Genomic DNA, 13,772 nt, shown 5'->3' with positions numbered 1-13,772 from the left:
GCCGGTTTTGGCAATGACACATGCCCATTACGCAACCGGCACAAATTCATCCAGTCTTAACCCTTAACCTATGCGGCGCGTTCAAATTCCGGCTCGACTGTGGCATAATCATGGCGGTGAGCTTCAATAAATCCAGATCCGGGCCGCGAGAACCGCGCCAGCCCAAGCCGCTCGATGCCGAAGCGCTCAATCGGCTTGCGCTGCATTATGTGGGAAAATACGCCACCACGCGTGGGAAATTGAGCGACTATCTCAGGCGCAAGCTCCGCGAACGCGGCTGGGCGGGCGATGGTGCGGGGCCGGATATCATCGCTCTGGCGGAGCGATTTTCCGCGCTTGGCTATATCGACGATCGCGCCTTTGCCGAGATGCGCGCTGAATCGCTCGGTCGCCGGGGCTATGGCGTGCGGCGGGTGTCCCAGGCGCTCACCGTGGCCGGAATTACGGAGGAAGACGCCGCGCCCGTTCGCGCTGCCGCGCAGGAACGCGGCTGGGAGTCCGCCCTGGCCTATGCGCGGCGCAAACGGATCGGCCCTTGGGGCGAGATCGCGATCGATCCCGCACGACGCGAAAAGCAATTGGCGGCCATGATCCGCGCAGGGCATCCGTTCGATCACGCCAGACGCATCATCTCCGCCCTGCCGGGCGAAACACTCGATGTGCCGGAGTGACACAATAACCAGTCCCGTTGACCAGATGTTCATAATCGGGGTTAATCCGTTTCGGATTTAATCCGAATCATGTTACGAATTGTAATAGTTGCAGCAGAGGTGGGGGCGGCTCGCGTGCATGAGACCGGTCAATTAGACCAGGATCAACTGGATCAGATAGGAGCCGTTTCGGCCATGGGCGGCGCACTGCCCGATCTGGAACCCGGCGAACATTTCAGCGGCGCGATCAAATGGTTCGATGCCACGCGCGGTTTCGGTTTCATGATTGCTGATGATGAAGCCGGCGATATTCTCATTCATTTCTCGGTTTTACGGGATCATGGGCGGCGCAGTCTGCCCGAAGGCACGCGGCTTGAATGCGTCGCCGTGCGGCGCGCGCGCGGGCTGCAGGCGCGCGAAATCATCAGTTTCGATCTATCGACTGCCATCGCGCCCGATGTCGAGCGGATGGAGCGTTCGCGCCAGGGCCATGTCGATCCCGCAGCATTGATGGACGATGCGGGGCCGTTCGAATCCGTGACGGTGAAATGGTTCAATCGCGTGAAAGGCTATGGCTTTCTGGTGCGCGATGGCACGGGCGAGGATATCTTCATCCATATGGAAACGCTGCGCCGCGCCGGACATCTGGCGATCGAGCCTGAGGACAGGCTGAAAGTGCGCTGCGTGGCGGGCAAAAAGGGCTTGCTCGCGGTGATGGTGGAAGAGGCAGCCTGACTTCATGACATGGCGGATGACGATCGCTGCCGCGCTGCTGGCTTGCGCGACGATCACGGGCTGCTCCGGCAAGGCGTCGGGCGATGCCGCACTGGCGGTGGACGACAAGACGCTGCTGTCGGTCACGATTCTGACCGCACAGGGCGAACGGACATTCCGTGTCGAAGTGGCGCGCACCACCGAAGCGCAGGCGCAGGGCCTGATGTATCGCACCGAACTGCCCGAAGACGGCGGTATGCTGTTCCCATCCGAAACCCCCGAGCCGCGCACCTTCTGGATGAAGAATACGGTGATACCGCTCGATATCATCTTCATCCGCGCCGATGGCAGGATTGCCCGGATCGCCGAAGAAACCGTGCCGCAATCGCTGGAACCGGTGCCGTCGCTGGAACCCGTGACCGCCGTGCTCGAAATCGCGGGCGGAAAATCCGCCGCGCTCGGCATCGCTGCGGGTGACCGGGTGGTGTGGAAGGATGCGGCGGAATAATCCCGGCTTCATTTTCGCAAAACCGGTTTTCAGCCGCGCCTTGATGCGGTAACGGGGCGGGCATGGGCGTATTCAAGAATATTTTCACCTGGTGGGAAGGCGCGACCTTCGGCACGGCTTTGGGCACGATGATGGGCGGCGAGCGCGTCGGCGAGGACGGTCTGGGCAATGTCTATTATCAGGCCAAGAAGGCGCAGAACGGCTTCCGCCGCCGCTGGGTGATCTACAAGGGCGTGAACGACGCGAGCCGGGTGCCGCCCGATTGGCATGGCTGGCTGCATAATACGCTGGACGCGGTGCCTGATGAGTCGCTGCCGCCACCGCGGATGTGGGAGCGTGAGGGCAATCGCAATCCAACTGGCTCGGATCAGGCCTATCGCCCCGCTGGCGCGCTGGAGCGCGGCGGCAAGCGCGCGCAGGCGACGGGCGATTATGAGGCCTGGACCCCGGGCGGCTGATGAATCGCTGGCTTCTCGGTGGATTGGGCGCTGTGGCGCTCGGCCTTGCCGGGTGGCAGGGTGCCCGTGCCCTCCAGAATGAAGCCGACCCAGCCAGCAATGCCGCTGCTGCTGACAATGCACCGATTCGTGCGCCGCAAGCCGCGCCAAAGCCAGCCGCGCCGGCGCTGATCCGCGGCGTAACGCCGATGGCGCAGCGCGAGGCGGTGATCGGCCTGCTCAACAAGCGCAATGGCCTGGCGCGCGACGTGCGGATCAAACCGGGTCAGGCCGTGCGCGTCGGCGATGTGATCATCCGCCTGCGCGCGTGCGAACAGACCGCGCCCTGGGAGCCTGAAAAGCTGACCGGTGCCTTTATCCAGCTCGACGTGCGCAATCCGCAGGATCAGTGGCAGCGCGTCTTTTCAGGTTGGCTCTACAAGGAATCGCCGTCGCTCAACGTGGTCGAGCATCAGATCTACGATGTCTGGCCCAAGGCCTGCACGATGAAATGGCCCGATGTGGGCGCTGAAACCGAGACCGTCTCTTCGGGCGCATCGGCGGGCGAAAGCCGATCGAGTGCAAAGAAATCAGGCGAGGCGAAACCGGTCGCGGAGCCTGTCGCCAGTGCCGAATCGAGCAACGCCACATAATCGTCGCGGCCGATTTCGATCGCGCCCAGCGAGGCGAGGTGATCGGTGATGAACTGGCAATCGAGCAACGAAAATCCGCCGACCTTCAGCCGCGCGACGAGATGCGCCAGCGCGACCTTTGATGCGTCACGCGCCCGGCTGAACATGCTTTCACCGAAGAAGGCACCGGCCAGCCGGATCCCGTAAAGCCCGCCGACCAGTGCACCGTCCAGCCACACTTCGATCGAATGGGCATGACCGCGGGCATGGAGATCGCGGCACGCCGTCTCAATCTGGTCGTTGATCCAGGTGCCCGGGCGCAGATCGGTCGCTTCGGCGCACATCTGGATGACGTGGTCGAACGCCTGATCCGCCGTCACCACGAATTTGTCCGATTTCAGCGTCTTGGCGAGTGAATGCGAGAGGTGGAATCCGTTGAGGGGCAGGATCCCGCGCTTCTTGGGCTCCACCCAATAGACTTTCTCCGCAGCGCGATCATCCGCCATCGGAAAAACCCCGCAGGCATAGGCGCGAAGGAGCATCGTGGTGTCGAGCGGCTGCACGACTTGAATATGGCGCGGTGTGCAGCGCGCTTCAATGGGCTTGGCTTGGGCTTTACGGCTTCTTGGCCAGTTTGCGCTCCACGCCCTTCCAAAGGCCGGAGAAGGCCTGGCCAGCGGGCGACGTGAGCGCGAAGCTGCCGACAGGTGCGCGGTGCACCGCCATTTGCTCGATCGCGCTCGCCATCGGGATCACCGGCCATTCCGGCTTGCGCTCGATCGCCTCGCGGTGCAGCGCGCGCCGGCGATCGACCATCGAGAAGATCGGCAGCATCGGCGCGCGCCGGCCGCTTTGTCGATCGAGGAACGCCACGATTTCATCGAGCGCGCGCTCAGACAGCGGAGAGGGAATGACGGGCGAGAGGATAAGATCGGCGGCGCGCATCACCTGTTCGCTGATCTCGGTCAGCCCGGGCGGGCAATCGAGAATGACACGATCATAATTCTTGTTCAGCGATTCCAGCAGCTTGGCCAGGCGCTTCTTCTTGCCGAGCGAAAACAGCAGATGATCGAGTCCGCGCAGTGAAATATCCGCCGCCAGCAGGTCCAGCCCCGGAACCGTGGAAGGCCGAATCAGCTTTTCCGGCTCGACGTCTTTGGCGAATACAGATTGGGCGGTATCCCGATTGGCGCTGCCGTCGCCGATCAGAAAGCTCGCGCCGCCCTGCGGATCGAGATCCCACAGCAAGGTGCGGCGCGCGGACTGCACGGCGGAAGACCATGCGAGATTGACCGCGAGCGTGGTTTTGCCGACCCCGCCTTTCATGCTGTAAACCGCGATCGTCGCCATGTCGCTCCTTTCGCTGCCCGGCTTAGCGGGTGGGGGACGGGTTGCAAATGCGCAGATTGCAGGGGCTTATTGAGCGCGCCTCCGCGTGTCATCCCGGCAAAAGCGGGGATTCAGAGTCACCCGCGCCATGCCGAACATCGATGGATTCCCGTTTTCGCGGGAATGACAATAAGGGGTCCTGAACCCCATCGCCCTCAGAGGATTTCGCGCACCTTCTCCTGCGGGCGACAAAGGCGGACGCCCTTGTCGGTTTCCACCAGCGGGCGTTCGATCAGGATCGGATCGGTCACCATCGCTTCCAGCACGGCCTTTTCGCTGACATGGGCAAGATCGAGATCGGTCGCGAGCGACTCCTTGCTCCGCAGGCCTTCATGCGGCGTGATCCCGGCGCGCTGATAGAGCGCGGCGAGTTGTTCGGCGCTGGGCGGGGTTTTGAGATATTCGATCACGGTGACATCCACGCCCGGCGTGTTCTGGAGAATTTCCAGCGTCTTGCGCGATGTGCCGCATTTCGGATTGTGCCAGATGGTGGCCTTCATGATTTCGTCTCCGACAGAATGTGCAGGGCGCTCATCGCCTCGTGCCGCTTGTCCCACTGCACGAAGATATGGTCGTGATAATAGCCCGCCACAATATTGGCGCTGATGCCGCGATCCGCCAGTGCCTTTGCGATCGCCGCGCTCAATCCTACGGCAGAGAGACTGGAATGCACCGAAAGGCTGATCCGTGCCCAATTGCCATCCGGTGCGGGCGCGATGATCGTGGTCGCCTCATCCTCATGGATGATGGCAAAGGCATCGGGCGGCGCGGCATGGCCGGTTTCGAAACGGTAGCGTGCAGCGTGAAGCACTGGCCTCATCGCTGCGATCAGCGTGACGAGATCGGTCTCGCCGCTCAGGCGTCGCCCTGCCGCGCCAGCCATTCCTCGAGCCATTTGATCGTATAATCGCCCTTCTGGAAATCGGGATCGTCGAGCAGCGCCTGGTGTAGCGGGATCGTGGTCTTCATGCCCTCGATCACGAACTCGTTCAGCGCACGACGCAAACGGCGGAGCGCGCCATCACGCGTGGTGCCGTAGACGATCAGCTTGGCGATCATCGAATCATAATAAGGCGGCACTCGGTAACCGGCGTAGAGCCCGCTATCGACGCGGACGTGCATTCCGCCGGGCGCATGATAGCTTTTTACCAGGCCGGGCGATGGCGCGAAGGTCCGCGGATCCTCGGCATTGATGCGGCATTCGATCGCATGACCGCGAAACTGCACATCTTCCTGGCGCAAGGTGAGCGGATGACCCTCGGCGATGCGGATCTGTTCGCGGACCAGATCGAGCCCGGTGATCGCCTCGGTCACGGGATGCTCCACCTGAAGCCGGGTGTTCATCTCGATGAAATAGAATTCGCCATTTTCCCACAGAAATTCGATCGTGCCGGCACCGCGATAGGCCATATCGGCCATCGCCTTGGCGCAGATGCCGCCCATGCGTTCACGGTCCTCCTGGCCGAGCACGGGGGAGGGAGCTTCCTCCAGCACCTTCTGATGGCGACGCTGGAGCGAGCAATCGCGTTCGCCCAGATGGATGGCATTGCCCTTGCCATCGCCGAACACCTGAAATTCGATGTGGCGCGGATTGCCCAGATATTTCTCGATATAGACCGTGGCGTCGCCAAAGGCGGCCTTGGCCTCGCGCCCGGCCTGCATCATCAGCGTTTCGAGCTGACTTTCATCCTCGACCACTTTCATGCCGCGGCCACCGCCGCCCGATGCGGCCTTGATGATCACTGGATAGCCGATCTCGTCGGCGATCCTGCGCGCCTCGCCGATCTCGGACACCGCGCCATCCGATCCGGGGACCAGCGGCAGCCCCAGCGCGCCGGCGGTGCGCTTGGCCTCCACCTTGTCGCCCATGGTGCGGATATGCTCGGGTTTCGGCCCGACGAAGATGATGTTGTGAAGCTCGACGATCTCGGCGAACTGCGCATTTTCGGAGAGAAAGCCGTAGCCTGGATGGATCGCGTCAGCGCCGCTGATTTCCGCCGCCGAAATGATGTTCGGGATGTTCAGATAGCTCTCGCCGGCAGGTGGCGGTCCGATGCAGATCGCTTCGTCCGCCAGACGGACGTGCATCGCCTCGGTATCGGCGGTGGAGTGCACCGCCACGGTCTTGATGCCCATTTCATGCGCCGCGCGGTGAATGCGCAGCGCGATCTCGCCGCGATTGGCGATGAGCAGTTTCTTGATGGCCATGACGGGTTTTTACTCGACCACGACAAGCGGCTGATCGAATTCGACCGGCTGGCCATTGTCGATCAGGATGGCAGTCACTTTGCCGGCGGCGGTGGCGATGATCGGGTTCATCACCTTCATCGCTTCGATGATCACCAGCGTATCGCCCGCCTTCACGGTGGCACCCACGGTGATGAACGGCGTCGCGCCCGGCTCTGCCGCCAGGTAGACGGTGCCGACCATCGGGGATTTCACGGCATTGACGGCGGCAGGCGTCGGCGCTGCGGCAGAAGGCGCTTCCGTGCCAGCAGCGGCAGGCGGCGGCGCATAGCCCAGCGGCGCTGCGGCGGCCACCGAGACGGTGCGCGCCACACGGATGCGGCGATCCCCGTCCTGCACTTCGATTTCTGTCAGTTTCGTTTCGTCCAGCAGTTCGGCGAGCTGACGAACCAGCGCGGGATCGACCTGCATGGCGGTGTTGTTTGTTTCGGTGGTCATGCGACCCTCATTGTTACCCTTGTTGGCGCGCTATTGTCAGAGAGACGCCGCCGCGTCCAGCGCCAGGCTGTATGACAGCGCGCCAAAGCCGGCGATGGTTCCCTTGGCGGCCATGCCGACATAGCTCTTGTGGCGGAATTCCTCCCGCTTGTGCGGATTGGACAGATGCACCTCGATCACGGGGACATTGATGGCCTTGATCGCATCATGCAGCGCAACGGACGTATGCGTATAAGCGCCCGCATTCAGCAGCACGGCCTTGGCACCCGCGGCATTGGCCTCGTGCAGCCAATCGACCAGATGGCCTTCATGATTGGATTGCCGGAAATCGATCGTCAGGCCGATTTCCTGCGCCTGATCCTCCATCCGCCCGGCGATATCGTCAAGCGTGTCATGGCCGTAAATCTCCGGTTCCCGTAATCCGAGCAGGTTCAGATTGGGGCCGTTGAGCACGAAGACGGTGGTGGCATCGCTCATCATGGGTCTTTCGGTTGCGACATGGCTTGGCTGCTCCCTATATGGCGCGCAACGCGAACACGCAAAGGTCAGGTTGAATGAGCGCAGACGGTACGATCTCCATCCGGGTGAATGGCGAGCATCGCCGGGTCAAAGACGGGCTGACGCTCGCGGACCTGGCGGCGGAACTGGGGCTTGATCCGGCCAAGGTCGCGGTGGAGCGCAATCTGGTCGTGGTGCCGCGTTCGACCCTGGCCGGCGTTACGGTGGAAGATGGCGATGAACTGGAAATCGTGCATTTCGTGGGCGGCGGCGATCATATCGCGGTGTCGTCCGATAGCTGGACGGTCGCGGGGCGGACATTCAATTCCAGGCTCATCGTCGGCACCGGAAAATATAAGGATTTCGAGCAGAATGCGGCCGCCGTTGCGGCTTCGGGCGCAGAAATCGTGACTGTGGCGGTGCGCCGCGTGAACATCGCCGATCCCGGCGCGCCGATGCTCACCGACTATATCGACCCCAAAAAGATCACCTATCTGCCCAACACCGCGGGCTGCTTCACCGGAGACGATGCGATCCGCACGCTGCGGCTGGCACGCGAGGCGGGCGGCTGGGATCTGGTGAAGCTGGAGGTGCTGGGGGAGGCGAAGACGCTTTATCCCGATATGGTGGAAACGCTGCGCGCGACCGAGATATTGGCCAATGAAGGATTCCTGCCGATGGTCTATTGCGTGGACGATCCCATCGCGGCCAAACGGCTTGAGGATGCGGGCGCGGTGGCGATCATGCCGCTGGGCGCGCCGATCGGATCGGGCCTCGGCATCCAGAATCGCGTGACGGTGCGCTTGATCGTGGAGGGGGCCAAGGTGCCCGTGCTGGTCGACGCCGGCGTTGGCAGCGCGTCCGACGCAGCGGTCGCGATGGAGCTTGGCTGCGATGGCGTGCTGATGAACACCGCGATCGCCGAGGCCAAGGATCCGGTGATGATGGCGGCCGCGATGAAGGCGGCGGTGGAAGCGGGGCGGCTGTCCTATCGCGCCGGGCGGATGGGCAAGCGGATGTACGCCGATCCCTCCAGCCCGCTGGCGGGGCTGATCTAACGGCCTATTGCCCGCGTTGAACCGTTGGCCGCAAAATCCGGAACCGGGGCTTTACTGTTTTGTTACTGTCTTGAATGGTCGCGCAAATGGCTGCGTGGTCACCGGTAGCAAAGGAGTTGCGTCATGGGTGAACTCGTCGACAAGATCAAAGGCAATGCCAACGAAGCCGCCGGCAAGGTGAAGCAGGCCGTTGGCAAGAACAATGGCAATGAGCGCCTGGTCGAAGAAGGTGCCGCGCAGGAAGGCAAGGGCAAGGCCCAGCAGTTTGCCGGCAAGGTCAAAGGCGCGTTGGGCGACGACATCTAGTTTCACAATTCTGTAGAGCAGAGCTCTGCGGGTCGCAGGAAGCCCCGTTCCAGTTAAATGGAGCGGGGCTTTTTCTTTTGCCTTGAGTTCAGCGGTGCCTACGCGTATATACGGACGTATGGGTCAAATCGACAGCAAGGTCTTTCGAAGCGGAAATAGCGAAGCGGTTCGCCTTCCTAAAGAGATTGCATATGGCGCGGATATTGATGTGACGATCACGCGCGTAGGTGATCGTCTGATTATAGATCCCAAGCCCAAGAAAAGTTTAGCTGATTTTATTGCGTTACTTCGGGAGATCGGGCCTCCAGAAGATGGTGTTCAAAAACGCGATCCCGTAGAGGCACCAAACCGGCCTGGGCTCTGATGTGACGTATTTGCTCGATACTAATGTCGCCATCCACTTGCGTGATGCCGATCCCGATATCGTCAATCGTGTCGCCGCCTTGGAAGGCGCGATCCTGCTGTCCATCGTGACTGTAGTGGAAATGGAAGGCGGCATATTGCGCGATCCATCAAGCGCAAGCCATCGTCGCAGGGTTTTGGACGAAATGTCGAACACCTTCGGTACGCTCGCCTTTGGTAGTGCCGAGGCCACGGCATATAGTAAAATCGTTTCAACCAGCGGCTATGCCCGGTCACGTATATTCGATCGGATGATCGCCGCTCAAGCTCTCGTGCTGGATGCCACGCTGATCACCATCAACGGCGCAGACTTCCAGGATATCCCCGATCTCAAGCTGGAAATCTGGCCTAGCCCGGCAAGCTAAACCTAACCGCCCCGCGCCGCCCGCCCCGCTGCCTGCACTTTCTCGATCGTAATGCCGCCAGCGCCGATATGTTGCACCTCGGTCTTCAGGTGCAGCAGTTTGACACCTGTCTCCGCCTGAGCGCGCGCGAGTGCTGGCGCGAAGGCTTCCGTCGTCTGCACCGTCTCCGCCCAGGCGCCATAAGCGCGGGCGAGGGCGGCGAAATCGGGGTTGACCAGATCGGTGGCGGAGAGGCGATCGGGATATTCGCGTTCCTGGTGCATCCGGATCGTGCCGTAAGCCTTATTGTCGATCACCAGCACCAGCATGTCGCAGCCATAGCGGATGGCGGTGGACAGTTCCTGGCCGTTCATCAGGAAATCGCCGTCGCCCGCCAGCACGATGATCTGGCGATCGGGATGACGCAGAGCGGCGGCAACACCCGCGGGCAGGCCATAGCCCATCGCGCCCGCCGTGGGCGCGAGCTGGCTCACAGGACCGGCATAATGCCAGTAACGATGCCACCAGCCGGAGAAATTGCCTGCGCCGTTGCAGATGATCGAATCGCCCGGCAGCGTATCGCGCATCGCCTTTGCGCACAGGCCGAGATCGAGCGCAGCCCCATTGGGCGCGGGGGTGGACCATGCGCGCCATTCGGCATGGGCCTGCCGGCCGGCGTCGAAGTCGAGCAGATCATCCTCCCAATGCGCGGCCAGCTCGGCAAATTCGCGCATGTCGGCACAGATGGGCAGGCAGGTCTTGTAGACGCTGTTCAGTTCATTGGGATCGGGATGGATATGGACCAGGGTCTGCCCCGGATGATCGGGGGTGATCAGCGTATAGCCATCGGTGGTCGCCTCTCCCAGCCGCGGCCCGGCCACGATGAGGAGATCGGCCTCGCGAATCCGCTGGAGCAGCTTGGGATTGGGGCCGTAGCCCAGATTGCCTGCCCAGACCGGACTGTCATTCGCGATCGCATCCTGACGGCGGAAGGCGCAGGCGACGGGCAGTCCGATGCGTTCGGCCCATTGCCGGAAATAATGTGATGCGGCTTCGTCCCATCCGGCACCACCCACGATCGCGACCGGCGCGGCGGCGTCCTTCAGCAGATCGACCAGCGCCATCATCGCTTCGGGATCGGCCGGCTGGGCGGGCTTTTCGACGCGCGGGCGATCCACCGCCTCCACCACATCGGTCAACATATCCTCCGGCAATGCGATCACAACCGGACCAGGGCGGCCCGAAATGGCGACGGCATAAGCGCGCGCGACATATTCGGAAATCCGCTTGGCGTCGTCGATTCGCGTCGCCCATTTGGCGAGGGGCGAGAACATCGCAGTGAAATCCACTTCCTGAAACGCCTCGCGATCCCGGTCGCCGCGCGAGACGTCACCGATGAAGAGGATCATCGGCGTGGAATCCTGCATCGCCACATGCACGCCGATCGAAGCGTTGGTCGCGCCCGGACCGCGGGTGACGAAGGCTATGCCGGGCCTTTTGGTCAGCGCGCCATCGGCTTCGGCCATGAAGGCGACGCCGCCTTCCTGTCGGCACACGACGGTCTGGATGGCGGGCGTGTCATGCAGAGCATCGAGCACCGCGAGAAAGCTCTCACCCGGCACGGTGAAAATCCGGTCGCAGCCCTGGGCCACGAGCTGATCGACGAGGATGCGGCCGCCTGTTCTTTGATGTGTCATGCACCATGACTATCCCAACTATCCGATGGAATGAAGAGGCTCGGTTGCGCGGCGGGCTTTGCGATTGCATATATTGCAATCATAGGTCGATTCCGGTGCAATTGACCGGCGTTTCAGCACATGTCACTTGGCGTTTGAGAAGGTTTTGGGAGACCGTTGAGATGAAGAAGCTCTACCCCGATGCAGCCGCGGCGCTGGACGGACTTCTGTTTGACGGCATGACCATCTGCGCTGGCGGCTTCGGCCTGTGCGGCATCCCTGAAAGGCTGATCGATGCGATCCTGGCGTCGGGCGTGAAAGACCTCACCATTGCCTCCAACAATGCCGGCATCGACGGCGAGGGGCTGGGCAAATTGCTGCGCGCCAAGCAGGTGAAGAAGATGATTTCTTCCTATGTCGGCGAAAATAAGGAATTCGAGCGGCAATATCTGGCGGGCGAGCTCGAAGTGGAATTTTGTCCGCAGGGCACCCTGGCCGAGCGCTGCCGCGCGGGCGGGGCGGGGATCCCCGGTTTTTATACCAAGACGGGCGTCGGCACGCTGGTGGCCGAGGGCAAGGAAGTGAAGAGCTTCGACGGGCAGGATTATATCCTCGAGCGCGGCATCGTGGCGGATCTCTCGATCATCAAGGGCTGGAAGGCCGATGAGACGGGCAATCTGATCTTCCGCAAGACCGCGCGCAATTTCAACCAGCCGATGGCGACCGCGAGCCACATGACTGTGGCCGAAGTGGAGGAGATTGTGCCCGTGGGCAGCCTCGATCCCGATGCGATCCATGTGCCCGGCGTCTATATCAAGCGGCTCGTGCTGGGCGCGCCCTATGACAAGAAGATCGAATTCACGACCACGCGGGAACGCGAGGCGGCGTGAATTTTCTTTTGAACCGTCTGTCCCCAGCGAAGTCGAGGCACGTTGGTGCGTGGCCCCATGCCCCTCGACTCCGCGCGGGAAAAACGGCTTTGGGGCTGTATTTATTGATGGGTGCGTCGGGTTGCGCACAGCAGCATATCTCTCAGGCCTCCTCTGCTCCGGCCATGCCGCCGCCTGCATTCCAATATCTCTACGGATCGGGCGAGGGAGCGGCGATCAGCGTTCAGGCCTATCAGGCGCTGACCCGATATGTGCTGGGCGGCGCGGCGGAAAGCCGGGTGCTGGTCGCGGACGCCACGCTCGATGCGCCGCGCTGGGAAGCCTGCGAGGCCAAGCCCAAGGCCGTGGTGCTGGATGCGGACGAGACCGCGCTGCTCAATCTGGGCGTGGAAGAATGGGAAGCGCGCGCGCCGGGGCCGTTTGACGAGAAGCGCTGGGAGCGCTGGGAAAAAACGGGCGATCAGGCGGTGACCGCCGTTCCGGGTGCGGTCGACGCGTTTGCCGCGCTCCGGCAGGCCGGTGTCGCGATCATCTTCAACACCAATCGCAGCGCTGTCACGGCCGAAGGCACCGAACGCGCGCTGGCGGCGGCCGGGCTTGGCAGCTTCAAACATGGCGAGACGCTGTTCCTGAAGGGCGATGTGGATGGAAAGAGCGGTAAGGATGGCCGCCGCGCTGAAATCGCCAAACGCTTTTGCGTGGTGGCTCTGGTCGGCGATCAGCTTGGCGATTTTTCGGACAGATTTGCGATCGCGTCGGTGGCCGCGCGTCGCGCCGCAGTGACCAGCGGTCCGATCGCGAAACTCTGGGGGCAGGGCTGGTTCGTTTTGCCCAATCCCGTTTACGGAAGCGCGCTCAAGGGCGGCTTCGATGATGTGTTTCCTGCTGATAAAAGCTGGATCGATCCGGTGGAGGAGAAATAATATGGCGTGGGATCGCAACCAGATGGCGGCGCGGGCTGCCAGGGAATTGCAGGATGGCTTTTATGTGAACCTGGGCATCGGAATCCCGACGCTGGTGGCGAATAATATTCCCGACGGGATCGAGGTCACGCTGCAATCGGAAAACGGGATGCTGGGCATCGGACCCTTTCCCTATCCCGATGAGGTGGATCCCGATCTGATCAATGCGGGCAAGCAGACGATCAGCGAATTGCCGCAATCGGCTTATTTCAGCTCATCGGACAGCTTCGCGATGATCCGCGGCGGGCATATCGACCTCACCGTGCTTGGCGCGATGGAAGTGGCCGAAAATGGCGACATCGCCAATTGGATGATCCCAGGCAAGATGATCAAGGGCATGGGCGGCGCGATGGATCTGGTCGCGGGCGTCAAGAAAATCATCGTGGTGATGGAGCATAATGCCAAGGATGGCAGCCCCAAGTTCATCCCCGCCTGCACGCTGCCGCTGACGGGCAAGAACGTGGTGGACATGATCGTGACCGATCTGGCCGTGTTCCAGCGCCCGGATCACGAGACGCCGTTCAAGCTGGTCGAAACGGCCCCCGGCGTGACTGCCGAGGAGATCGCGGCCAAGACGACCGCGCATTATACGGTTTGAACGTGAAATCCGCTTAGCTTCCC

At 62.1% G+C, this 13,772-nt stretch carries 19 protein-coding genes and 1 pseudogene; 12 read left to right on the top strand and 8 right to left on the bottom strand.

Going from position 1 to position 13,772, the window contains the following annotated elements:
- Positions 1–110: 110 nt before the first annotated feature.
- From FHS49_RS08035 to FHS49_RS08015, 5 genes and pseudogenes are all read left to right on the top strand, one after another.
- Positions 111–671 carry a regulatory protein RecX gene (locus FHS49_RS08035; RefSeq protein WP_184017074.1) on the top strand — a complete coding sequence of 187 codons (561 nt, stop codon included), beginning with the start codon at positions 111–113 and terminating at the stop codon, positions 669–671.
- A 114-nt stretch (positions 672–785) separates the two neighbouring features.
- The gene (locus FHS49_RS08030) at positions 786–1,385 is read left to right on the top strand and encodes a cold-shock protein (protein WP_343052931.1); all 600 of its coding nucleotides are present in this window, start codon (positions 786–788) and stop codon (positions 1,383–1,385) included.
- 16 nt (positions 1,386–1,401) lie between these two features.
- Positions 1,402–1,872, top strand: a complete 471-nt coding sequence (locus FHS49_RS08025) for a DUF192 domain-containing protein (RefSeq protein WP_184017072.1) — start codon at positions 1,402–1,404, stop codon at positions 1,870–1,872.
- A gap of 62 nt (positions 1,873–1,934) precedes the next feature.
- Positions 1,935–2,330: an NADH:ubiquinone oxidoreductase subunit NDUFA12 gene (locus FHS49_RS08020; RefSeq protein WP_184017070.1), complete on the top strand. Its 396-nt coding sequence runs from the start codon at positions 1,935–1,937 to the stop codon at positions 2,328–2,330.
- A pseudogene (locus tag FHS49_RS08015) lies at positions 2,330–2,752 on the top strand (DUF2155 domain-containing protein); the annotation flags it as partial. The gene FHS49_RS08020 and the pseudogene FHS49_RS08015, both read left to right, overlap by 1 nt.
- A 35-nt stretch (positions 2,753–2,787) precedes the next feature.
- Here the strand turns inward: FHS49_RS08015 and aat are convergent.
- The 7 genes from aat to aroQ all read right to left on the bottom strand — a co-directional run bounded on the left by aat (position 2,788) and on the right by aroQ (position 7,492).
- On the bottom strand, positions 2,788–3,504 hold the full coding sequence (gene aat, locus FHS49_RS08010; RefSeq protein WP_184017068.1) for a leucyl/phenylalanyl-tRNA--protein transferase: 717 nt from the start codon (positions 3,502–3,504) through the stop codon (positions 2,788–2,790).
- A gap of 52 nt (positions 3,505–3,556) precedes the next feature.
- Entirely contained in the window at positions 3,557–4,291 is a 735-nt protein-coding gene (locus FHS49_RS08005) for a ParA family protein (RefSeq protein WP_184017066.1), read from the bottom strand.
- 194 nt (positions 4,292–4,485) lie between these two features.
- A complete protein-coding gene (gene arsC, locus FHS49_RS08000; RefSeq protein ID WP_184017064.1) occupies positions 4,486–4,830 on the bottom strand; it encodes an arsenate reductase (glutaredoxin) in 345 nt (114 codons plus the stop codon).
- Positions 4,827–5,213: an ACT domain-containing protein gene (locus FHS49_RS07995; RefSeq protein ID WP_221240419.1), complete on the bottom strand. Its 387-nt coding sequence runs from the start codon at positions 5,211–5,213 to the stop codon at positions 4,827–4,829. The genes arsC and FHS49_RS07995 overlap by 4 nt, the downstream gene beginning before the upstream one ends.
- The gene (accC, locus tag FHS49_RS07990; RefSeq protein ID WP_184017063.1) at positions 5,186–6,538 is read right to left on the bottom strand and encodes an acetyl-CoA carboxylase biotin carboxylase subunit; all 1,353 of its coding nucleotides are present in this window, start codon (positions 6,536–6,538) and stop codon (positions 5,186–5,188) included. The genes FHS49_RS07995 and accC overlap by 28 nt, the downstream gene beginning before the upstream one ends.
- 9 nt (positions 6,539–6,547) lie before the next feature.
- A complete protein-coding gene (gene accB / locus FHS49_RS07985; RefSeq protein ID WP_184017060.1) occupies positions 6,548–7,015 on the bottom strand; it encodes an acetyl-CoA carboxylase biotin carboxyl carrier protein in 468 nt (155 codons plus the stop codon).
- A 36-nt stretch (positions 7,016–7,051) separates the two neighbouring features.
- Positions 7,052–7,492, bottom strand: coding sequence for a type II 3-dehydroquinate dehydratase (gene aroQ / locus FHS49_RS07980; RefSeq protein WP_184017445.1), 441 nt, complete (start codon positions 7,490–7,492; stop codon positions 7,052–7,054).
- A gap of 77 nt (positions 7,493–7,569) precedes the next feature.
- On the opposite strand from aroQ, the gene thiS reads away from it, so the two are divergent.
- From thiS to FHS49_RS07960, 4 genes are all read left to right on the top strand, one after another.
- On the top strand, positions 7,570–8,571 hold the full coding sequence (gene thiS, locus FHS49_RS07975) for a sulfur carrier protein ThiS (RefSeq protein WP_184017058.1): 1,002 nt from the start codon (positions 7,570–7,572) through the stop codon (positions 8,569–8,571).
- Between the two features lie 123 nt (positions 8,572–8,694).
- Positions 8,695–8,877, top strand: a complete 183-nt coding sequence (locus tag FHS49_RS07970; RefSeq protein ID WP_184017056.1) for a CsbD family protein — start codon at positions 8,695–8,697, stop codon at positions 8,875–8,877.
- A 118-nt stretch (positions 8,878–8,995) separates the two neighbouring features.
- Positions 8,996–9,241 (top strand): antitoxin, encoded by a 246-nt coding sequence (locus tag FHS49_RS07965; protein ID WP_184017054.1) that lies wholly within the window; start codon positions 8,996–8,998, stop codon positions 9,239–9,241.
- 1 nt (position 9,242) lies between these two features.
- Positions 9,243–9,644 carry a PIN domain-containing protein gene (locus FHS49_RS07960; protein WP_184017052.1) on the top strand — a complete coding sequence of 134 codons (402 nt, stop codon included), beginning with the start codon at positions 9,243–9,245 and terminating at the stop codon, positions 9,642–9,644.
- Between the two features lie 2 nt (positions 9,645–9,646).
- Here FHS49_RS07960 and FHS49_RS07955 read toward each other — a convergent pair whose 3' ends face one another.
- The gene (locus tag FHS49_RS07955) at positions 9,647–11,320 is read right to left on the bottom strand and encodes a thiamine pyrophosphate-binding protein (RefSeq protein WP_184017050.1); all 1,674 of its coding nucleotides are present in this window, start codon (positions 11,318–11,320) and stop codon (positions 9,647–9,649) included.
- Positions 11,321–11,481: 161 nt separating this feature from the next.
- Here FHS49_RS07955 and FHS49_RS07950 point away from each other — a divergent pair, with 161 nt between their 5' ends.
- The 3 genes from FHS49_RS07950 to FHS49_RS07940 all read left to right on the top strand — a co-directional run bounded on the left by FHS49_RS07950 (position 11,482) and on the right by FHS49_RS07940 (position 13,749).
- On the top strand, positions 11,482–12,189 hold the full coding sequence (locus tag FHS49_RS07950; protein ID WP_184017048.1) for a CoA transferase subunit A: 708 nt from the start codon (positions 11,482–11,484) through the stop codon (positions 12,187–12,189).
- A 107-nt stretch (positions 12,190–12,296) separates the two neighbouring features.
- A complete protein-coding gene (locus tag FHS49_RS07945; RefSeq protein WP_184017046.1) occupies positions 12,297–13,112 on the top strand; it encodes a 5'-nucleotidase, lipoprotein e(P4) family in 816 nt (271 codons plus the stop codon).
- A 1-nt stretch (position 13,113) separates the two neighbouring features.
- Entirely contained in the window at positions 13,114–13,749 is a 636-nt protein-coding gene (locus FHS49_RS07940) for a CoA transferase subunit B (RefSeq protein ID WP_184017044.1), read from the top strand.
- The last annotated feature ends 23 nt before the right edge of the window (positions 13,750–13,772 follow it).

The organism is Sphingobium boeckii (assembly GCF_014199215.1).
GTDB lineage: Bacteria > Pseudomonadota > Alphaproteobacteria > Sphingomonadales > Sphingomonadaceae > Sphingobium_A > Sphingobium_A boeckii.
Note: the sequence above shows the minus strand (reverse complement) of the source record. Positions and strands in the feature narration are given on the sequence as shown.